The organism is Burkholderia multivorans ATCC BAA-247 (genome assembly GCF_000959525.1).
Taxonomy (GTDB): Bacteria; Pseudomonadota; Gammaproteobacteria; order Burkholderiales; family Burkholderiaceae; genus Burkholderia; species Burkholderia multivorans.
Window position 1 is genome coordinate 1,003,115 of sequence record NZ_CP009831.1, and the last position, 20,993, is coordinate 1,024,107.

The window sequence follows — 20,993 nt, forward strand, 5'->3', positions numbered from 1 at the left end:
TTCCAGTGTAGGTCGCGGCCGCACACGGCGCCATGCGCGGCGCAGCGCGCTGCGATCGCCGCCCGTTCAATGTTTACCCGAATCCACAAATCATCGACTTTTTATCGATAAATTCGCGTGATAGATTGCGCGCTCCGAACCCGGTCGAAACCGGGAACGCGGCGGCTCCTGGCGCCGCGCATTCAACGAAGGAGGCGTCATGCTGGTGCTGATTGGAGTACCGATCGTCGTGATCGGATTTGCGCTGCGCTTTAACGCGCTGCTGGTGGTGACCGTCGCGGGGCTCGCGACGGGGCTCGCGGCCGGGATCGGCATCGTCGACATCGTCAGCGCGTTCGGCAAGGCGTTCACCGACAACCGCTACATGGGGCTCATCTGGCTGACGCTGCCGGTCATCGCGCTGCTCGAGCGCAACGGGCTGAAGGAGCAGGCGAAGCGGATGATCTCGCGCGTGCATGCGGCCACGACGGGCCGCGTGCTGATGCTGTACTTCGTGCTGCGCCAGGCGACGGCCGCGCTCGGCCTCACGTCGCTCGGCGGGCACGCGCAGATGGTGCGGCCGCTGATCGCGCCGATGGCCGAGGCGGCGGCGGTCAGCCGCCACGGCGACCTGCCGGAGTCGGTGCGCCAGCAGATCCGCGCGCATGCGTCGGCCGCCGACAACGTCGCGGTGTTCTTCGGCGAGGACATCTTCATCGCCATCCAGTCGATCCTGCTGATCAAGGGCTTTCTCGAGCAGAACGGCATCGCGATCGAGCCGTTGCAGCTGTCGGTCTGGGCGATTCCGACCGCGATCGCGGCGCTGCTGATCCATTGCACGCGGCTCGCGCTGCTCGATCGGCGGCTCTCGCGCGGGCTCGCGGCGTTCGGGCGGGAGGGCGCGCGATGATCGGCCTCGAATCGCTGTACACGCTCGCGGGGCTGATGTTCGCGGCGTTCGCCTGCTTCAATCTCGCCGATCGCACGAACGCGCGCCGCGTCTTCAACTTCGCGTTCTGGGCGATCTACGCGGTCACGTTCCTGTTCGGTGCGAAGCTGCCGCATTTCGTGACCGGCTGCCTCGCGATCGCGCTCGCGCTGATCGCCGGCTCGGGCAAGCTCGGCCGCGGCCAGGGCGACGCGGCCGGCGAAGCGGCGGCGATGCGGCGCGATGCGGGCGCGCTGCGCTTCGGCAACCGGCTGTTCGTGCCCGCGCTGCTGATTCCGGCCGTCACGCTGATCGGCACGTTCGCGCTGAAGCACGTGCCGTTCGTCGACGCGAAGAGCGTGACGCTGATCTCGCTCGTGCTCGGCACGGTCGTCGCGTTCGTCGTCGCGCTCGCGATGCTGCGCGATTCGCCGGTGCACGCGCTGCGCGACGCGCACCACACCATGAATGCAGTCGGCTGGGCCGCGATCCTGCCGCAGATGCTCGCGGCGCTCGGCGCGTTGTTCGCGGTCGCGGGCGTCGGCGGCGTCGTGTCGGGGCTCGTCAAGGACTGGGTGCCGATCGATTCGCCGTTCGCGGTGGTCGCCGCGTATACGGTGGGCATGGCGCTGTTCACGATGATCATGGGCAACGGCTTCGCGGCGTTTCCGGTGATGACGGCCGGCATCGGGCTGCCGCTGATCGTCCATCAGTTCCACGGCAATCCGGCGATTGTCGGCGCGATCGGGATGCTGAGCGGCTTCTGCGGTACGCTGATGACGCCGATGGCCGCGAACTTCAACATCGTGCCCGCCGCGCTGCTCGAACTGAAGGACAAGAACGGCGTGATCAAGGCGCAATGGCCGACCGCCGTGCTGCTGCTCGCCGTGAACACGCTGCTGATGTATGCGTTCGTGTTTCGTTTCTGACCCACCGACGAGATCCTCATGACCGACCGCCTCACGCCCGACCTCGCGTCGAAATTCGCCGCGCTCGCGCTCGCGCACCTCACGCGCGAGTATCCGAACAAGCTCACGCATGCGCTCGCGGGCCCGCAAGACGTGCAGCCGCCGCGCGCACTGCATCCGATCTTCTACGGCAGCTACGACTGGCATTCGTGCGTGCACGGCTACTGGCTCGTGCTGCGCGTGCTCGAACGCTATCCGGCGCTGCCGGAAGCCGCGCGCATCGTCGGCGTCGTCGACGCACACTTCACCGATGCGAACGTCGCCGGCGAGCGTGCCTATCTCGCGCTGCCGCACAACAGCGGCTTCGAACGGCCGTACGGCTGGGCGTGGCTGCTCGCGCTGTGCGGTCAGCTCGAGCGGCTCGCGCGTCAGGGCACGGTGCCGCAGGCCGCGCGCTGGGCGCAGACGATGGCGCCGCTCGCCGAGCTGTTCGTCTCGCGTTTCGAGGCGTTCCTGCCGAAGGCGACCTATCCGCTGCGCGTCGGCACGCACTTCAACACCGCGTTCGCGCTGTCGCTCGCGCTCGACTTCGCGCGCGACACGCAGCGCGACGGACTTGCCGCGCTGATCGTCGATACCGCGCAACGCTGGCACCTGAACGACGTCGCGTGCCAGGCGTGGGAGCCGTCGGGCGACGAGTTTCTGTCGCCTGCGCTGATGGAAGCCGAACTGATGCGGCGCGTGCTGCCGCCCGACGCCTTCGACGGCTGGTTCGCGCGCTTCCTGCCGGACCTCGCGCGCGGCGAGCCGGCGACGCTGTTCGAACCGGCCACCGTCAGCGACCGCAGCGACGGCAAGATCGCGCATCTCGACGGACTTAACCTGAGCCGCGCGTGGTGCCAGCGCGCGCTCGCGCGTGCGCTGCCGGAAGGCGACGCGCGCCGCACGAAGCTCCTCGACGCAGCCGAGCGCCATCTCGCGAGTGCGCTCGCGCATGTCGCGGGCGACTACATGGGCGAGCACTGGCTCGCGACGTTCGCGCTGCTCGCGATCGAAGCGTAGGGCTCATCCGCGGCCGCGCGATCGGCGGGTCGCCGCGGCGCGATGCGTGCGTCTTCATCGCGGCTGCGCCGCGCGTGCCATGCGCGGCCGTGTTCCGTCTACATAGGCTGCGCCGCGTCGGACGCATGCAGCAACGGCGCGAGCCGGCTCGCCGCGTCCTTCAGCTTGGGCACCGTCTCGAGCAGATCGGCGAGCGTCGCGCGCGCAGTCGGCGCGTGCACGGCGAGCGCCGCGAGCACGCGTCCGCTCGCCGCATCCTTCACGGGCACCGCGACCGCCACCATCCCGCGCACGAATTCCTCGTTGTCGATGCCGACACCGCGCACCGACAGCCGGTCGAGCTCGGCCGCGAGCAGTTGCGCATCGGTCAGCGTCCGGTAGGTCATCTTCTTCAGCGTGAGCCGCGCGAGCATCGCGTTGCGCTCCAACGCGTTCATCTGCGACAGAAACAGCTTGCCGCTCGCCGTGCAATGCAGCGGCACGCGCATGCCGGGCCGCATTTCGAGCCGCAGCGGTTCGGTCGTTTCGACGCGTTCGACATACAGCACGGTGTCGCCGTCGAGGGCGGTCAGGTTGCAGGTCTCGCCGAGCACGTCGACGAGCGAACGCAGCACCGAGCGGCAGCCGCGCGTGAACGTGTTGTTCGACAGCGCCGCGAGCGCGAATTGCGCGGCGCGCGGACCGAGCGCGATGCCGCGATCGTGGCCGCGCGAGTCGGGCATGTGGATCACGTAGCCGCGCGTTTCGAGCGATTCGATCAGCCGCAGCAGCGTCGCTTTCGGAATGTGCAGGCGCGCGGCGAGCTGCGACAGCGTATAGGGCTGACCGCCCGACGCGAGCGCTTCGAGGACGGCGAGCGCGCGCAGCACGCGCGCGTCGTCGGGTGCCGCGTCGGGCGGCGCGGGGGCGGTATCGCGCATCTGTCTCCTCCGTCGGGACCGTCGTGCGTCCCGCGTCTGTGCCGCGAGAGAAATGAAACGAATTGAACGGTTTTTGTACCACATTCCCCGCGTGGACAATAAAACGGCTTGAACGTGCTCCGTGTGCTCAATAAATTTGGACAAAACATACCGAATTTTCATATCGGAACGGAGACACGGAATGACACGCAGCTTCGACTATGTCGTGGTCGGCGCGGGATCGGCCGGTTGCGTCCTCGCCAATCGCTTGTCCGACGGCGGCCGCCATACGGTCTGCCTGCTCGAGGCCGGCCCCGCGGACAACTACATGTGGATCCACGTGCCGATCGGTTACGGCAAGACGATGTTCCATCCCGTCTACAACTGGGGCTTCCATACCGATCCCGATCCGAACATGCACAACCGGCGGCTGTACTGGCCGCGCGGGCGCACGCTCGGCGGCTGCAGCTCGATCAACGGATTGATCTACGTGCGCGGCCAGCAGCAGGACTACGACCATTGGGCCGCGCTAGGCAACCGCGGCTGGAGCTGGCGCGACTGCCTGCCGTACTTTCGGCGGCTCGAACACAACACGCTCGGCGAAGGGCCGACGCGCGGCATCGGCGGCCCGCTCTGGGCGTCGACGATCCGCCAGCGTCACGAACTCGTCGACGCATTCATTGCCGCGTCGAACCGGCTCGGCGTGCGCAGCGTCGACGACTTCAATACCGGCGATCAGGAAGGCGTCGGCTACTACCAGCTGACGACGCGCAACGGACTGCGCTGCTCGACTGCGGTCGCGTATCTGAAGCCCGCGCGCGGGCGGCCGAACCTGCACGTCGAAACCGATGCGCAGGCGCTGAAGGTGCTGTTCGACGGCACGCAGGCACGCGGCGTGCGCTACGTGCGCCACGGCGAGACGCGCGACGTGCACGCGCGGCGCGAGGTCGTGCTGGCGGCGGGCGCGCTGCAGTCGCCGCAACTGCTGCAGGTGTCGGGCGTCGGGCCCGCCGCGCTGCTGAACCGGCTCGGGATTCCGATCGTCGCCGATCGCGCGGGCGTCGGCGAGAACCTGCAGGATCATCTGCAGATTCGTCTGATCTACGAGGTCACGAAGCCGATCACGACGAACGACGCGCTGCATTCGTGGCTCGGCCGCGCGAAGATGGGGCTGCAATGGGCGCTGATGCGCGGCGGCCCGCTCGCGGTCGGCATTAACCAGGGCGGCATGTTCTGCCGCGCGCTGCCCGAATCGGCGACGCCCGACATTCAGTTTCATTTCTCGACGCTGTCCGCCGATTCGGCGGGCGGCAGCGTGCATCCGTTTCCCGGCTGCACGTATTCCGTGTGCCAGCTGCGGCCCGAATCGCGCGGTACCGTTCGCATCCGCACCGACGATGCGCGCGATGCGCCGTCGATCCGGCCGAACTATCTCGACACCGAGCTCGACCGCCGCACGACGGTGGCCGGCGTGCGCTTCGCGCGGCGTGTCGCGGCAACCGAGCCGATGGCGTCGCTGATGAAGCGCGAGGTGCGGCCCGGCGCCGAGGCGCAGACGGACGACGAGCTGCTCGCGTTCTGCCGCGAATACGGGCAGACGATCTTCCATCCGTCCGGCACCGCGAAGATGGGCGTCGCGAGCGATCCGCTCGCGGTGGTCGACGAGCGGCTGCGCGTCTACGGCACGCGCGGGCTGCGCGTGGTCGACTGCTCGATCATGCCGACGCTCGTGTCGGGCAACACCAACGTGCCGATCGTGATGGTCGCGGAAAAAGCGTCCGACATGATCCTCGAGGACGCACGCGAGGCCGACCGCGGCCGCAGCGTCGCGCCGGCCGCCGAAGCCGCCGCCTAGCGCGACACGCCGAATCGCCCGCGCGGCCCGTGCTCCTGCGCCCGGACGGCCGCCGCGCGCTCACCGGATGCCTCCGCCGGTACGGCGTCGGGGCAGGTCGCGGCGCATCCACCCTGAAGGAGCTCGCATGGCAATCGATTCCCGGGTCGTCCGCCGCGTGGCCGCGGCCAGCGTGATCGGCGCGACGGTCGAGTGGTACGACTTTTTCCTGTACGGCGTCGTCGCCGGCATCGTGTTCGACAAGCAGTATTTCCCGGCCGACGATGCGTTCGTGTCGACGATGCTCGCATATGCGACGTTCGCGGTCGGCTTTATCACGCGGCCGCTCGGCGGCCTGCTGTTCGGTCATCTCGGCGACCGCGTCGGCCGCAAGTCGGCGCTGATTCTGACGATGCTGATCATGGGCGTGTCGACGGCCGGCGTCGCGTTCCTGCCCACCTACGCGCAGATCGGCATGTGGGCGCCCGCGCTGCTGCTGACGCTGCGCGTGCTGCAGGGGATCGGCCTCGGCGGCGAGTGGGGCGGCGCGGTGCTGATGGCGTACGAATACGCGCCGCCGCATCGGCGCGGGCTCTATGCGAGCCTGCCGCAGATCGGGCTCGCGATCGGGCTGTGTCTCGCGGCCGGCGTCGTCGCCGCGCTGTCGCGCGTGCTGCCGGACGCCGCGTTCCTGTCGTGGGGCTGGCGCATCGCGTTCGCGGCATCGCTGCTGCTCGTCGCGGTCGGCTTCTACATCCGAACGCGCGTGGCCGATACGCCCGAGTTCGTCGCGCTGAAACGGCAGCGGCGCGACACGAAGCTGCCGGTCGTCGAGCTGCTCGGCAGCTACCGTCGCGCGATCCTGCTCGGCATGGGCGCGCGCTACATCGACGGCGTGTTCTTCAACGTGTTCGCGGTGTTTTCGATCGGCTACATGACGCGCAATCTGTCGATCTCGCGCGGCGACGCGCTGCTCGGCGTGATGAGCGCCGCGGTCGTGATGTGTGCGTTCATTCCCGTGTTCGGCAGCCTGTCCGACCGGCTCGGCCGCGCGCGCGTGTACCGCTGGGGCGCGACGCTCTGCGGGCTGTCGGTGCTGCCCGCGTTCTGGCTGCTGCACGCGCATTCGACGAACCTGCTCGCGGTGTGGCTCGCGCTCGTGATTCCGTTCGGGATTTTCTATGCGATGGCGTATGGGCCCGAGGCCGCGTTGTTTGCCGAGCTGTTCGACGCGAACGTCCGCTATACGGGCATTTCGTTCGTCTATCAGGTGTCGGGCATCTTCGCGAGCGGCATCACGCCGATCGTCGCGACCGCGCTGCTGCGTGCGAACGGCGGCGAGCCGTGGCTCGTCGGGGTTTACGTGATGCTCTCCGCCCTCCTGTCGATCGTGTCCGCGCGCGCGATCGAGAAAAGCGGCGGTGTGGCCGGCGTCGCGGTGCGCGCGACCTGATCGCCGCGCGCCCGCGGCGGGCGGGGCGCGGCATTGCCGCCGCGCATGTCGCAGCCCGCATGCGGTCGCATCTGCGCGATCGCCGTGCGTGGCCGCGCGTGCACCGGAAGCGGCCGCGTCGCGCGCCGCGCTTGCCGCGTCGGCACGGGCCGCGCGCTGGTCCAAGCGAATCCGCCCGACTGGCCCTACCTGCGAAAAAACGGCCTGCCTACACTTTCCTCGACAGATCGCCGCATTGAAGCATCTGCGCTGGATCGACCCGAAGAGAACGATCAGGAGACAGGCATGACCAACAGGCAGTCGGCAGCATGCGCCCGTGCGGCGGATGCGCGCCCCGCAACCGTCAGTCGAATCGCCGCCGGCGCGCCGTGCGGCGTCGCGGCCGCCACCGTGTCGGAGGACTGACCATGTCGACCATCGAACGCACCGCGAGCGGCTTTGCGGCCGGACGCCAGCACGACACGCGCTACGATCCGACCTACGATCCGCTCGTGTCGCCCGGCCCCGGCTGCGGCAAGCAGTACGCGCCGACCTACTGGGTCGCCACGGCCGGCAGCCCGCCGCCCGACGACGGCCCCGTCACGCGCGACATGGACGTCGACGTCGCGATCATCGGCGCGGGCTACACGGGCCTTGCGACCGCGCTGTGCCTCGCCCGCGACCACGGCATCAAGGCGGTCGTGCTCGAAGCGAACCGCACGAGCTGGGGCTGCAGCAGCCGCAACGGCGGGCAGGGGCAGAACGCATCGGGCCGCCTGTCTCGCTCGCAATGGATCGAGCGCTGGGGCAAGGAGGTCGCGCTGAAGATGCACGACGAGATCCTCGAAGGCTTCGAGCACTTCAAGTCGTTGGTCGCCGAAATCGACTGCGATCCGCAGCCCGGCGGCCATTTCCTCATCGCGCACCGTCCGCGCATCATGGCGAAGCTCGCGGCCGAGGCGAAGGTGTGGAAGGACGTGTTCGGCTATCCGTCCGAACTGCTGAGCGCGGAGACGTTCCGCCGCGAATTCCTCAACGATCACGAAGCGGCCGGCGCGCTGCACGAGCCCGAAGGGATCGGCATTCATGCGCTGAAGCTCGCGTTCGGCTATCTGCGCCTCGCGCGCGAAGCGGGCGCGAAGGTCTATACGAGCAGCCCCGTGCTCGGCTTCGAGACGATCGGCGGCGTGCATCATCTGCGTACGCCGGGCGGTGTCGTGCGCGCGCGCGCGGTCGGCATCGCGACCGGCGCGTATACGGCGCAGACGCTCCATCCGTCGCTGCGCAGCAAGGTGATGCCGATCCTGTCCAATTCGATGGTCACGCGTCCGCTGACGGACGCGGAGATCGAAGCGTGCAACTTCCGCACGACGCAGGTGCTGACCGACACGCGCACGCTGCGCTTCTACTACCGTTTTCTGCCCGATCGCCGGCTGCAGATCGGCAGCCGCAGTGCGATCACCGGCAGCGATGCGCCGAATCCGCGTCACCTCGATCTGCTCAAGGAAGGCATGGCGCGCAAGTTTCCCGCGTTGCGCGGCGTGCAGATCGACTACTCGTGGTGGGGCTGGGTCGACGTGAGTCACGACATGATGCCGCGCGTCTGCCAGCCCGATCCGCATCAGTCGGTGTTCTACGCGCTCGGCTACGGCGGCAACGGCGTGTCGTACTCGCAGCAGGCCGGCCGGCGGCTCGCCGAGCGGATCGCCGGCAAGGGCGAGCGCCAGACGCTGCCGATCTTCACGTCGCCGCTGCCCGGTCATCCGTTCGCGCCGTTCCGGCGCATCGGGCAACGCATGCTCTACGTCTCGTACTTCAGGCGCGACGAGAAGCCCTGAGCGCGAGCGCGCGCGGTGCGCCGCGGACACCGCGGGCCCGCTCGACCGAATAACCCTCGACCGAATAACAACAGCAAGACCGATCCGTGCGGCCGGGGTCGCAGGACCTCGCTCGCCCGTCGACGGCGGCGGTCGCGCGGTGCATCCCGCATCGCGCGACTGGCTCCGGACAACCAGGATATGGAGAAGACATGCAACCCTCGAATCAGAGTGACCTGAAATGTGGCCTCAAGCAGCGCCACATGACGATGATCGCGCTTGGCGGCGTGATCGGTGCCGGGCTGTTCGTCGGCAGCGGCGTGGTGATTCAGCAGACCGGGCCGGCAGCGATCCTGTCGTTCCTGATCACGGGCGGGCTCGTCGTGCTCGTGATGCGCATGCTCGGCGAGATGGCCTGCGCGATGCCGGCCGTCGGTTCGTTCTATGAATATGCGCGGCTCGCGTTCGGCACCTGGCGCGGGCCGGGCAGGATGGCGGGTTTCCTGACCGGCTGGATGTACTGGTATTTCTGGGTGATCGTGGTCGCGCTCGAAGCGGTCGCGGGCGCGAAGCTGATCCAGTTCTGGCTACCCGACGTGCCCGCATGGATCATCAGTCTCGCGCTGCTGGTCGTGCTGACGCTGACGAACCTGATCTCGGTCGGCAGCTACGGCGAATTCGAGTTCTGGTTCTCGTCGATCAAGGTCGGCGCCATCATCGTGTTCCTGTTCCTCGGCGGCCTCTACGTGCTCGGTCTGTGGCCGTCGTCGATGCATACCACGGCGGTGCTGCCGACGCTGCTCGGTCACGGCGGGTTCATGCCGCTCGGCATCGGACCGGTAATGAGCGGGGCCGTCGCGGCGACCGGCTTCTACTTCGGCGCCGAGATCGTCACGATCGCGGCGGCCGAGGCGCGCGAGCCGGCCAAGGCCGTTGCGAAGGCAACCAACTCGGTGATCACGCGCGTGCTGGTGTTCTACGTCGGCTCGGTCGCGCTCGTCGTCGCGCTGGTGCCGTGGAATTCGCCGCAGATGTCGACGCCGTACGTCAGTGCGCTCGAAGTAATGGGGCTGCCGGCCGCGGCGAACGTGATGAACGCGATCGTGCTGACGGCCGTGCTGTCCGCGCTGAACTCGGGCCTGTACGCGGCGTCGCGGATGCTGTTCGCGCTGACGCGCCACGGCGACGCGCCGGCTGCGCTCGCGAAGGTCAGCAAGCGCGGCGTGCCGGTGCGCGCGATCCTGCTCGGCACGGTGTTCGGCTACGTGTCGGTCGTGATGTCCTACGTGTCGCCCGATACCGTGTTCGCGTTCCTCGTCAATTCGTACGGCACCGTCGCGATCTTCGTCTACGTGCTGATCGCGTTCTCGCAGCTGCGCCTGCGCAAGCGCCTCGATGCGGCCGCCGCCGCGAAGCTGCGCGTGAAGATGTGGGCGTATCCGTACCTGACGTGGGTCGCGATCGCCGGGATGATCAGCATCCTCGTCGCGATGGCCTTCATTCCCGATCAGCGCAAGCCGCTGTGGCTGGGCGTCGCGAGCCTCGCGGTGCTGCTCGTCGCCTATGCGCTCACGCGCCGCGGCCGCCGCGAGCATCTCGATGAAAGCGACCTGATCGCGTATCCGCCGCGCTGAGGCACGGCCGTACGCAGCGCCGAAGGCCCGGCGTTCCCGCCGGGCCTTTGCATGGGTGCGGCGCGTACCGATGTGCAAACAACTATCGCGCCGGCCGATAGCTTCGATCGGAGGATGCGACTTTTTGCGGGCGGCGCCCGCGCCTACGATAGACGGACCGATACACGCGTGACCGCCGGGCACCGCGATTCGCGAACGAGGACAGACGATGGAGCAGCGTGCGCGCGCCCGCGACGAGCGGGCCGAAATCCGGACCACGACGTGCTACATGTGCGCATGCCGCTGCGGCATCCGCGTGCATCTGCGCGACGGCGAAGTCCGCTACATCGACGGCAACCCCGCGCATCCGCTGAACCAGGGCGTGATCTGCGCGAAGGGCTCGTCGGGGATCATGAAGCAGTATTCGCCCGCGCGACTCACGCAGCCGCTGATGCGCAAGCCGGGTGCGGAGCGTGGCGCGGCGCAGTTCGAGCCGGTGTCGTGGGAGGTCGCGTTCGACGTGCTCGCAAAGCGCCTCGCGCATCTGCGTGCGACCGATCCGAAGCGTTTCGCGCTGTTTACCGGCCGCGACCAGATGCAGGCGCTTACCGGGCTGTTCGCGAAGCAGTTCGGCACGCCGAACTACGCGGCGCACGGCGGCTTCTGTTCGGCGAACATGGCGGCCGGGATGATCTACACGATCGGCGGCTCGTTCTGGGAATTCGGCGGCCCCGATCTCGATCGCGCGAAGCTGTTCTTCATGATCGGCACCGCCGAAGATCATCATTCGAACCCGCTGAAGATCGCGCTCGCAAAATTCAAGCGCGCAGGCGGCCGCTTCATCGCGATCAATCCGGTGCGCACCGGTTATGCGGCGATCGCCGACGAATGGATCCCGATCCGGCCCGGCACCGACGGTGCGCTGTTCATGGCGCTCATGCACGAGCTGATCGCGCACGAGGCGTTCGACACGGAATTCGTCGCGCGCTTCACGAATGCCGGTGAACTCGTCGACCTGCGCGAGGACGCGGACACGTTCGGCCTGTTCGTGCGCGATCCCGCTGCGCCGGAAGTCAATCCGCTGTATCCGCAGAACCGCATGTGGTGGGACGTCAACACGCAGCGCGCGGTGCTGCATCACACGGAAGGCGCGGTGCCCGCGCTCGAGGGCCGCTACGCGCTCGACGACGGCACGCCCGTCGCGCCGTCGTTCACGCTGCTGCGCGAGCAGGTCGCGCACTGCACGCCCGAATGGGCGGCCGACATCACGGGCATCGCGGCCGACACGATCCGCCGCCTCGCGCGCGAGATGGAGACCGTCGCGCGCGAACACGCGATCGAGCTGCCGGTGCGCTGGACCGATTCCTGGGGCAAGCAGCACGAGACGGTGAAGGGCGTGCCGATCGCGTTTCATGCGATGCGCGGGCTCGCCGCGCATTCGAACGGCTTCCAGACGATCCGCGCGCTCGCGGTGCTGATGTCGCTGCTCGGCACGATAGACCGGCCGGGCGGCTTCCGGCACAAGGCGCCGTATCCGCGCGCGGTGCCGCCGTCGGCGAAACCGCCGAACGATCCGGATCAGGTGCGGCCCGACACGCCGCTCGCGACCGGCCCGCTCGGCTGGCCGGCCGGGCCCGAAGACCTCTTCGTGCATCCGGACGGTTCGCCCGCGCGGCTCGACAAGGCGTTCTCGTGGGAATACCCGCTCGCGGTGCACGGGCTCATGCATTCGGTCATCACGAACGCGTGGCGCGGCGACCCGTATCCGATCGACACGCTGCTGATCTTCATGGCCAACATGGCATGGAATTCGTCGATGAACACGACGGAAGTGCGCAAGATGCTGGTCGACAAGCGCGACGACGGCGAGTACCGGATTCCGTTTCTCGTCGTCTGCGACGCGTTCGCGTCCGAGATGACGGCGTTCGCCGACCTGATCCTGCCCGACACGACCTATCTCGAGCGGCACGACGTGATGTCGGTGCTCGATCGTCCGATCTCCGAATTCGACGGCCCGGTCGACTCGGTGCGCGTGCCGGTCGTGCCGCCGGCCGGCGAATGCAAGCCGTTCCAGGAAGTGCTGATCGAACTCGCGAGCCGGCTGAAGTTTCCGGCGTTCACGACGCCCGACGGCCGGCGCAAGTTCCGCGACTATCCGGACTTCGTCGTCAACTTCCAGACGGCGCCCGACTCGGGCACCGGCTTCCTGATCGGCTGGCGCGGACGCAACGGCGAGAAGGCCGTCGTCGGCGAGCCGAATCCCGACCAGTGGCAGCGCTACGCGGAGAACAACTGCGTCTATCACTACCGGCTGCCGGAGTCGCTGCAATACATGCGCAACTGCAACGGGCCGTACATGGAATGGGCCGTCGACAACGGCATGCGCAAGTTCGGCGTGCCGATCGTGATCCAGCTCTACTCCGATGTGATGCAGAAATTCCGGCTCGCCGCGCAGGGCCGCACGTCGGGGCGCCAGCCGCCCGACGCGCTGCGCGAGCGCATCGCGCGCTATTTCGATCCGTTGCCGTTCTGGTATCCGTCGCTCGAGCGCGGCCTGACCGACACGCAGCGCTATCCGCTCGCGGCGATCACGCAGCGGCCGATGGCGATGTATCACTCGTGGGACTCGCAGAATGCGTGGCTGCGGCAGATTCACGGCGAGAACCATCTGTTCGTGAATCCTGCGACCGCCGCCGCGCAGCAGATCGACGACGGCGCGTGGATCTACGTCGAATCGCCGTGGGGCAAGGTGCGCTGCCGCGCGCGCTACAGCGAGGCCGTCGAGCCCGGCACCGTGTGGACCTGGAACGCGATCGGCAAGGCGTCCGGCGCCTGGAACCTCGGGCCCGCTGCCGGCGAATCGCAGCGCGGCTTCCTGCTGAATCACGTGATCACCGACGAACTGCCGGCCGCCGCGCGCGACGGCGCGCGCATCTCGAACTCCGATCCGGTGACGGGGCAGGCCGGCTGGTACGACGTGCAGGTGCGCATCTATCCGGCCGAGGCCGATGCGCGGACGACGCTGCCGCAGTTCGCGCCGATGCCGGCGCTGCCCGGCTCGACGCGCGTGCTGCAGCGCGTGCAGGCGTATTTCGCGGGCACCGGCGCATTTGCCGCGCGGCTGCGGCGTGCCGCGTCGTCGGGCCCGCAGTCGGACGATCGCTAAACGAAGGAGCGCAATCATGACCCAGATGGCTCTCGTCATCGACCTGAACGTGTGTGTCGGCTGCCATGCCTGCGTGACGAGCTGCAAGGAGTGGAACACGTCGGGCGAAGCCGGCAGTCTCGCCGACGTGCGCCCGTACGACGACGATCCGTCGGGCACGTTCTTCAACCGCGTACAGACGTACGAGGCCGGCGTGTTCCCGATGACCGACACGATCCACTTCCCGAAGTCGTGCCTGCATTGCGAGGATCCGCCCTGCGTGCCCGTGTGTCCGACCGGCGCGAGCTACAAGCGCAAGTCGGACGGGATCGTGCTCGTCGACTACGACAAGTGCATCGGCTGCAAGTATTGCGCGTGGGCGTGTCCGTACGGCGCGCGCGAGCTCGACGAAGCGCGCAAGGAAATGACGAAGTGCACGCTGTGCGCGGACCGCATCGACAACGCCGCGCTGCCCGAACGCGATCGCAAGCCGGCCTGCGTGCTCGCGTGCCCGACCTCCGCGCGGCTGTTCGGCGACGTGCACGATCCCGAGTCGGACGTGTCGCGCGCGATTCGCGAGCGCGGCGGCTATACGCTGATGCCGGAGTGGGACACGCGGCCGTCGAACCACTATCTGCCGCGCGTCACGACGCAGCCGTCGTGCGGCTGCGGCAGCGGCGGGGGATGCGGCAGCGCATCGAGCGCGGGCGACGACGACTCGTTCGAGGCGCGCGCCGCGCGCGGCGACATCGATCTCGTCGCGCTCGCCGCGTCGCGCTGAGCGCGCGGTAGCGCAAGCACGCGGTCTTCATACGCTTACTTCACTGCATCGACGGAGCCGACCATCATGCGTCCAGCCTTTTCGGTCGTTTTTCTCACCACGCTGTGCGGCGCGGCGCAGGGCCTGCTGCTCACGCTCGTCGCGGTCGAGGCGCTCGCGCGCGCGACGGGCGCCGACGTCGGGAACGCGTTCTACGTGACGGGCGCCGCGCTGTCGGTCGCGCTTGGCGCGCTCGGCCTGTTCGCGTCGTTCTTCCATCTCGGCCATCCGGAGCGCGCCTGGCGCGCGATCGCGATGTGGCGCACGTCGTGGCTGTCGCGCGAATGCATCGCGCTGCCGGTGTTTCTCGCGTGCGCGTTCGCCTACGGCGCCGCGCATGCGCTCGGCTGGCGCGGCACGCTGCCGATCGGCGCGGCGGCCGCGCTCGCGAGCGTCGCGCTGTTCGTCTGCACCGCGATGATCTACGCGTGCCTGCGCTTCCTGCAGGAGTGGGCGAGCCCGCTGACGCTCGTGAACTTCGTGCTGCTCGGCTGCGCGTCCGGCTGCACGCTCGCGACCGCGTGCGCCGCATGGCTCGCACCGTCGCTCGTCGCCGCGCTGGCGCCGGCCGCCTGCGCGCTGACGCTCGCAGGCGGCGCGACGCGGCTCGCGTCGCTGGCGCGCAATGCACGGCTGCGGCCGAAGTCGACCGTGCAGAGCGCGACCGGCATCCGGCAGGCGAAGGTCGAACAGAAATCGCGCGGGTTCACGGCCAGCGCGTTCAATACGCGCGAGTTCTTCCACGGCAAGGGCGCCGGCACGCTGCGCGCGGTGAAGGCCGGCTTTCTGCTCGGCGCGTTCGCGGTGCCGTTCGTGCTGACCGGCGCGCTCGCGCTTGCGCCGACTTCGGCGCTCGCCGCCGCGATACTCGGTGCGGCGTTCGTGATCCAGTATGCGGGGCTCGTCGCGGAGCGCTGGTTCTTTTTCGCGGATGCACGCCATCCGCAGAACATCTACTACCAGCGCGCATCATGATGGGCGGCGCGGTGCTAGAACGTCTCGGCGAGCGCCCGCGCGGCCTCCTGCACGCGCGGCGCGCTGTCGAGCAGCCGCGACAGCGGCGCACGCGACACGGGCGCATGCACGGCGACGGCGGCGACGCACGCGCCTTGCGCATCGACGATCGGCGCGGCGATGCAGACGATGCCGGGGACGAACTCCTCGTTGTCGATCGCGAGCCCGCGGTGCGCGATGCGGTCGAGTTCGGCCTCGAGCAGCGCCGGATCGGCGATCGTGTTCGGCGTATGGCGCGGCAACGGCATCGCGCGCAGCAGTGCGTTGCGCTCGTCGCGCGGCAGCAGTGCGAGCAGCAGCTTGCCGCTCGCGCTGCAGTGCGCAGGCACGCGCGAGCCGGGCTTCAGGTCGAGCCGCAGCGGCCAGTCGGCTTCGACGCGGTCCAGATAGACGACGTCGGTGTCGTGCAGCATCGTCAGGTTGCAGGTCTCGCCGAGATCGGCGACGAGCCGCGCGAGGATCGCATGGCGCAGCCGCCGCGCGCCGGCATTGAGCATCACGCGCGCCCCGAGCCGCGCGAGCCGCGGGCCGACCGCGTAGGCGTTCTTGCGGCCCGGCTCGCGGATCACGAGGCCGCCCGCTTCGAGCGACGCGAGCATCCGATGCAGCGATGCCTTCGGCATGTCGACGTCGCGCGCGAGATCGGCGAGCGACACGGCGTCGCCCGCCTGGACGAGGTGTTCGAGCAGCGCGAACGCGCGCAGCGTGGGCGTATCGGCGGGAAGCATCGGCAGCATCGTTCCGGAAAATGGACTGCGGCCATTGTACCGAACGGCCCCGCACACGCGGCGCGCGGGCCGGCGTGCCGCGCGAAGCGGCCCGCCTTTCATGCAACGGAACGGATCGTTCCGGAAACGGGGCGACGCGCATCGCATCGGCGCGCGTCGGGCCCGCAACGACAGAGGAGCGCAACGCAATGGAAGGGGTAGCGAGCAAGCCGGACTGCATGGTGTCGGTCCGCGAGCGGTTCGGCATCGATTCGGACCTGACGGTGCCCGCGTTCAGCGTGCGCGACGATCACGTGCCGGATGTCGACGACGCATATCGTTTCAACCCCGACGTGACGCTCGCGATTCTCGCCGGCTTCGCGCGCAACCGGCGCGTGCTCGTGCAGGGCATGCACGGCACCGGCAAATCGACGCATATCGAGCAGGTCGCCGCGCGGCTGAACTGGCCCTGCGTGCGCGTGAATCTCGACGGCCATATCAGCCGGCTCGACCTCGTCGGCAAGGACGCGATCGTCGTGCGCGACGACCTCCAGGTGACCGAGTTTCAGGAGGGCATCGTGCCGTGGGCGCTGCAGCGGCCGGTCGCGCTCATCTTCGACGAATACGACGCGGGACGGCCCGACGTGATGTTCGTGATCCAGCGGATTCTCGAGCGCGACGGCAAGTTCACGCTGCTCGACCAGAACCGCGTGATTCATCCGCATCCATCATTCCGGCTGTTCGCGACGGCCAACACGGTCGGGCTCGGCAATCTGAACGGCCTGTATCACGGCACGCAGATGCTCAATCATGCGCAGATGGACCGCTGGAACGTGGTCGCGACGCTCGACTACCTGCCGCGCGACGAGGAGATCGGCATCGTGCGCGCGCGCGTGCCGGCGCTCGCGGACGAAGCGGGCCGCACGCTGCTCGAATCGATGGTGAGCCTCGCCGAGCTCACGCGCAACGGTTTCGCGACCGGCGACGTGTCGACGCTGATGTCGCCGCGCACCGTGATCGACTGGGCCGAGAACTGCCAGATCTTCCGCGATCCCGCGCTCGCGTTTCGCCTCACGTTCCTGAACAAGTGCGACGACGCGGAGCGGCCGATCGTCGCCGAGTACTACCAACGCTGCTTCGGCGACGAGCTCGCGATCGGCGCGCGCGTCGGCATCGAGCCGGGAGCCGCGCGGTGAGCGCCGAGCGCGACGCGGCGCGGCGCGCCCTCGCGCACGAGACGCTCGGCGCGGCCGCCGTGCGCGCGATGACGCGCGACGCGACGCTGCACTACCGCGCGGGCCGCGTATGCCGGGCGCTTCGGCCGCTGCCGATCCACGCGCCGCATCTGCGCGCGCAGGCGGCCGACGACGATCGTGCGTCGTGGCGCGGCGCGGCGGACGGCGCCGCATTGCGCATTCTCCATTCGGATCCCGATCTGCATCGCGCGCAGCTCGGCGACGATCCGGTCGAGCGCGTGCTGTTCGAAATGCTCGAGCAGCTGCGCTGCGAATCGCTCGCGCCGCCCGCGCTGCGCGGCGTCGTGCGGAACCTGCGGCACCGGTTCGAAGCCTGGTCGCGTACGTTTCACCTGTCGGGGCAGGCCGACACGCATGTCGGCATCCTCGTGTACACGGTCGTGCAGATCGCCTGGTCGCGGCTGTCCGGCTGGCCCGTGCTCGACGAAACCGAAGACCTGATCGAAGCGTCGCGCGCGGCGATCGTGCCGCAGATCGGCGCGCAGCTCGCCGCGCTGCGCCGCTGCCGGCACGATCAGCGCGCATTCGCGGTGCACGCGCTCGCGCTCGCGCGCCGGATCGCGGCGATGATCCGCGACGCACGCGCGTCGGTCGTCGACACCGATCCGAACGACACGCGCGAGCCTGACGACGCGCTCACGCAGTTTTCGTTGTGGGTCGACTTCGACGATACGGGCGTCGACCTGCCGGCGCTCGTCGAAACGGGCGAGAGCGCGGTGCTGCACGGCGGCGACGGCGTTTATCGCGCGTATACGACGCGCTACGATCGCGAGCTGAAGCCGGCCGCGCAGATCCGCGCGGCGCTGCTGCGCGAGTATCGCGAACGGCTCGACGCACGGATCGCCGCGCAGCGGATCAACGTGCCGCGCCTCGCGCGTGTACTGCGTGCGGCGCTGGTCGTGCCGCAGACGGACGGCTGGTCGTTCGGCGAGGAGCACGGCCGGCTCGACGGCCGGCGGCTCGCGCAGCTGGTCAGTTCGCCGGCGGAGCGGCGGCTGTTCCGGCTCGAGCGTGTGCGGCCGCGCGCCGACTGCGCGCTGAGCTTCCTGATCGATTGTTCGGGGTCGATGAAGACGTGGATCGACGCGGTCGCGCTGACGGTCGATACGCTCGTGCGAGCCGGGGACGCCGCAGGCCTCGCGACCGAGGTGCTCGGCTTCACGACCGGCGCCTGGAACGGCGGCCGCGTGCGGCAGGAATGGCTCGCGCGCGGCAAGCCGCGCCATCCGGGCCGCCTGAACGAGGCGTGTCATCTGGTCTTCAAGGATGCGGCGACGCGCTGGCGCCACGCGCGCACCGGCATCGCCGCGCTGTTCAAGGCCGACCTGTTCCGCGAAGGGATCGACGGCGAGGCGGTCGAATGGGCGTGCGCGCGACTGGGCGCGCGGCCGGAGGCGCGCCGCATCCTCGTCGTGATCTCGGACGGCAGCCCGATGGACGGTGCGACTGCGCTCGCGAACGATCCGTTCTATCTCGACAATCATCTGAAGCAGGTCGTCGCACGCGCGGAAGCGGCCGGCCGCGTCGAAGTGCTCGGGCTCGGCGTCGGTCTCGATCTCGGTCCGTACTATCGCCACCGGCTCGCGATCGACCTGACGTCCGCGCCCGACATGAAGCGGCTTGCCGAAATTGCCTGCTGGATCGGCGCACGGCGATGAGCGCGCGAGCCTCGCGACGCGCCGGGCGCGCGACGCGCGAAGGGCGCGAAGGGCGTGAAGGGCGCGAAGGGCGCCATGCAGCCGCTTACGCGCGATGCAGCAGCGGCGGCAGCGAGGTGGCGATCAGCCCACAGCCGATCGCCACCAGCACGCCGAACGCGAGCCGACGTGTCGCGACGGGCGACAGCGGCGGCGGATAGCGGCGCGCGGCGACCGTCGTCAGCATCACGACCGGTGTCGCGAGCGCCGCGAGCAGCCAGATGTCGCGATCGAGCCGGCCTTCGCACAACGTGTAGAGCACGCGCGTCGCGGACGTCGTCGTAAACAGCACGATCAGCGCGCAGCGGATCTGCACGAGCGTCAGCGGCTGGCGATAGAACTGGAAGATCAGCGGCGGCCCCGATACGCCGAACAGGCCGCTCAGCAGCCCGCCGAACACGCCGCTCATGAAGAAGCTGCGATTGTCGGAGCGCACGTCGAGCGGCGTCGGACGCAACGCGGCGCCGACGCCGCCGTACAGCACGACCGCACCGAGAATCAGCTGCAGCAGGTCGGCCGCCGAACGGCTCAGGCATTCGAGCAGCACCACGCCCGCGACGACCGACGGCAGGATGCCGAGCGTCGCCGCGCCGACCGCGCGCCAGTCGATGTGATGGAGCCGGCCGGGCAGCGCCGTCGCGCCGTTCGCGAGCGACACGATGCTCATCAGCGTCGCGACCGTCGCAAGCGGCGCGAGGCCGAAGCCGCTCGTCGCGCCCATCACGATCATCCCGAGCCCGAAGCCCGTGACGGTCTGGAAGTAGCTGCCGGCGCCGATCAACGCGATCAGGATTGCGAGTTTGTCGGCGGTCATGCGGGTGCCGCCTCGCTCGCCGCGATGCGCTGCGCGGCCGCCTGCGCCTGCACGGTCGTCGCCGCGATCACGTGATAGACGTCGTCGGCGCTGCAGCCGCGCGACAGGTCGTTCGCCGGCCGGCGCAGCCCCTGCAGCAGCGGGCCGACCGCCTTCGCGCGGCCGATTCGCTCGGCGAGCTTGTAGCCGATGTTGCCGGCTTCGAGGCTCGGGAACACGAGCACGTTCGCGTGCCCGCCGACCTGCGAATGCACGATCTTGCGTTCGGCGATCTCCGCGACGATCGCCGCGTCGAGCTGCACGTCGCCGTCGATCGCGAGCGTGGGCCGCTGCGCGCGTACGCGCTCGGTCGCGGCCGTCACCTTGTCGACGGCCGCGTGATGCGCGCTGCCGCTCGTCGAGAACGACAGCATCGCGACGCGCGGCGTCTCGCCGAGCAGCGCCTGCGCGCTATCGGCGGCCGCCATTGCGATTTCGGCGAGCTGCTCGGCATCCGGATCGACGACGAGCGCGCAATCGGAGAAGATCAGTCCGCCCTTGATCGTGTGGAACGGTTCGCAGAGCATCATCAGGAAGAAGCTCGATACGAGACGGAACGCCGGATCGACGCCGATCAGCTGGATGGCCGCGCGCACGACGTCGGCCGTCGCGTGCACGGCGCCCGCGACCGAGCCGTCCGCGTCGCCGAGCCGCACCATCAGGTTCGCGTGACACAAGGGGTCGAGCACCGCGTCGCGCGCGGCGTCGGCCGTCATGCCCTTGTTCTTGCGCAGCGCATGGAGCGTGTCGGCATACGCATCGCGCGACGCGGAAGCGGCCGGATCGACGAGCGTCATGCCGTCGAGCGACACGCCGTCGCGTGCGGCGGCCGCATGGATCGCCGCGCGCGTGCCGACGAGCACGACGTGCGCGATGCCGTCGCGCGTCGCGCGTGCGGCGGCCGCGAGCACGCGCGGATCGTCGGCTTCGCTGAGCGCGATGCGCATCGGCCGGCGGCGCGCGGCTTCGAGAATGCGGTCGAGAGCTTTCATCGGAAACTCGCAGAAGGAAAAACGGCCGGAAGCGGCG

At 69.3% G+C, this 20,993-nt stretch carries 17 protein-coding genes; 13 read left to right on the plus strand and 4 right to left on the minus strand.

The window, feature by feature from the left end; translation table 11 throughout:
* Positions 1–199: 199 nt before the first annotated feature.
* The 3 genes from NP80_RS06780 to NP80_RS06790 are packed head-to-tail and all read left to right on the plus strand — an operon-like array spanning position 200 to position 2,877.
* A complete protein-coding gene (locus NP80_RS06780; protein ID WP_006399759.1) occupies positions 200–889 on the plus strand; it encodes a DUF969 domain-containing protein in 690 nt (229 codons plus the stop codon).
* Entirely contained in the window at positions 886–1,836 is a 951-nt protein-coding gene (locus NP80_RS06785) for a DUF979 domain-containing protein (RefSeq protein WP_006410539.1), read from the plus strand. Before NP80_RS06780 ends, NP80_RS06785 begins: the two co-directional genes overlap by 4 nt.
* A gap of 18 nt (positions 1,837–1,854) precedes the next feature.
* A complete protein-coding gene (locus NP80_RS06790; RefSeq protein WP_006410540.1) occupies positions 1,855–2,877 on the plus strand; it encodes a DUF2891 domain-containing protein in 1,023 nt (340 codons plus the stop codon).
* 98 nt (positions 2,878–2,975) lie between these two features.
* Here the strand turns inward: NP80_RS06790 and NP80_RS06795 are convergent, their stop codons facing one another.
* Positions 2,976–3,797, minus strand: coding sequence for an IclR family transcriptional regulator (locus NP80_RS06795; protein ID WP_006410541.1), 822 nt, complete (start codon positions 3,795–3,797; stop codon positions 2,976–2,978).
* A gap of 181 nt (positions 3,798–3,978) precedes the next feature.
* Here NP80_RS06795 and NP80_RS06800 point away from each other — a divergent pair, with 181 nt between their 5' ends.
* From NP80_RS06800 to NP80_RS06830, 8 genes are all read left to right on the plus strand, one after another.
* On the plus strand, positions 3,979–5,631 hold the full coding sequence (locus NP80_RS06800; protein ID WP_006410542.1) for a GMC family oxidoreductase: 1,653 nt from the start codon (positions 3,979–3,981) through the stop codon (positions 5,629–5,631).
* 127 nt (positions 5,632–5,758) lie between these two features.
* Entirely contained in the window at positions 5,759–7,063 is a 1,305-nt protein-coding gene (locus NP80_RS06805; protein WP_006410976.1) for an MFS transporter, read from the plus strand.
* Positions 7,064–7,108: 45 nt separating this feature from the next.
* Positions 7,109–7,468: a hypothetical protein gene (locus tag NP80_RS31210; RefSeq protein WP_006410979.1), complete on the plus strand. Its 360-nt coding sequence runs from the start codon at positions 7,109–7,111 to the stop codon at positions 7,466–7,468.
* 2 nt (positions 7,469–7,470) lie between these two features.
* Positions 7,471–8,880, plus strand: a complete 1,410-nt coding sequence (locus NP80_RS06810; RefSeq protein ID WP_006410975.1) for an NAD(P)/FAD-dependent oxidoreductase — start codon at positions 7,471–7,473, stop codon at positions 8,878–8,880.
* A gap of 191 nt (positions 8,881–9,071) precedes the next feature.
* Complete coding sequence (locus NP80_RS06815; RefSeq protein WP_006403866.1) at positions 9,072–10,493, plus strand: amino acid permease; 1,422 nt, start codon at positions 9,072–9,074, stop codon at positions 10,491–10,493.
* Between the two features lie 208 nt (positions 10,494–10,701).
* Complete coding sequence (locus NP80_RS06820) at positions 10,702–13,638, plus strand: molybdopterin oxidoreductase family protein (protein WP_006410977.1); 2,937 nt, start codon at positions 10,702–10,704, stop codon at positions 13,636–13,638.
* A gap of 16 nt (positions 13,639–13,654) precedes the next feature.
* Positions 13,655–14,398, plus strand: coding sequence for a 4Fe-4S dicluster domain-containing protein (locus NP80_RS06825; RefSeq protein WP_006410978.1), 744 nt, complete (start codon positions 13,655–13,657; stop codon positions 14,396–14,398).
* 66 nt (positions 14,399–14,464) lie between these two features.
* Positions 14,465–15,412 carry a dimethyl sulfoxide reductase anchor subunit family protein gene (locus NP80_RS06830; RefSeq protein WP_012217222.1) on the plus strand — a complete coding sequence of 316 codons (948 nt, stop codon included), beginning with the start codon at positions 14,465–14,467 and terminating at the stop codon, positions 15,410–15,412.
* 14 nt (positions 15,413–15,426) lie between these two features.
* Here NP80_RS06830 and NP80_RS06835 read toward each other — a convergent pair whose 3' ends face one another.
* Positions 15,427–16,179, minus strand: a complete 753-nt coding sequence (locus NP80_RS06835) for an IclR family transcriptional regulator (protein ID WP_006403862.1) — start codon at positions 16,177–16,179, stop codon at positions 15,427–15,429.
* 188 nt (positions 16,180–16,367) lie between these two features.
* Here NP80_RS06835 and NP80_RS06840 point away from each other — a divergent pair, with 188 nt between their 5' ends.
* The gene (locus tag NP80_RS06840; RefSeq protein ID WP_006403861.1) at positions 16,368–17,354 is read left to right on the plus strand and encodes an AAA family ATPase; all 987 of its coding nucleotides are present in this window, start codon (positions 16,368–16,370) and stop codon (positions 17,352–17,354) included.
* A complete protein-coding gene (locus NP80_RS06845) occupies positions 17,351–19,072 on the plus strand; it encodes a cobaltochelatase CobT-related protein (RefSeq protein WP_045593277.1) in 1,722 nt (573 codons plus the stop codon). The genes NP80_RS06840 and NP80_RS06845 overlap by 4 nt, the downstream gene beginning before the upstream one ends.
* An 85-nt stretch (positions 19,073–19,157) precedes the next feature.
* On the opposite strand, the gene NP80_RS06850 is transcribed toward NP80_RS06845, so the two are convergent.
* Together NP80_RS06850 and pta are read right to left on the minus strand one after the other, a co-directional pair.
* Positions 19,158–19,925 (minus strand): sulfite exporter TauE/SafE family protein, encoded by a 768-nt coding sequence (locus tag NP80_RS06850; RefSeq protein WP_006403859.1) that lies wholly within the window; start codon positions 19,923–19,925, stop codon positions 19,158–19,160.
* A complete protein-coding gene (pta, locus tag NP80_RS06855; RefSeq protein WP_035946834.1) occupies positions 19,922–20,956 on the minus strand; it encodes a phosphate acetyltransferase in 1,035 nt (344 codons plus the stop codon). The genes NP80_RS06850 and pta overlap by 4 nt, the downstream gene beginning before the upstream one ends.
* Between the last annotated feature and the right edge of the window lie 37 nt (positions 20,957–20,993).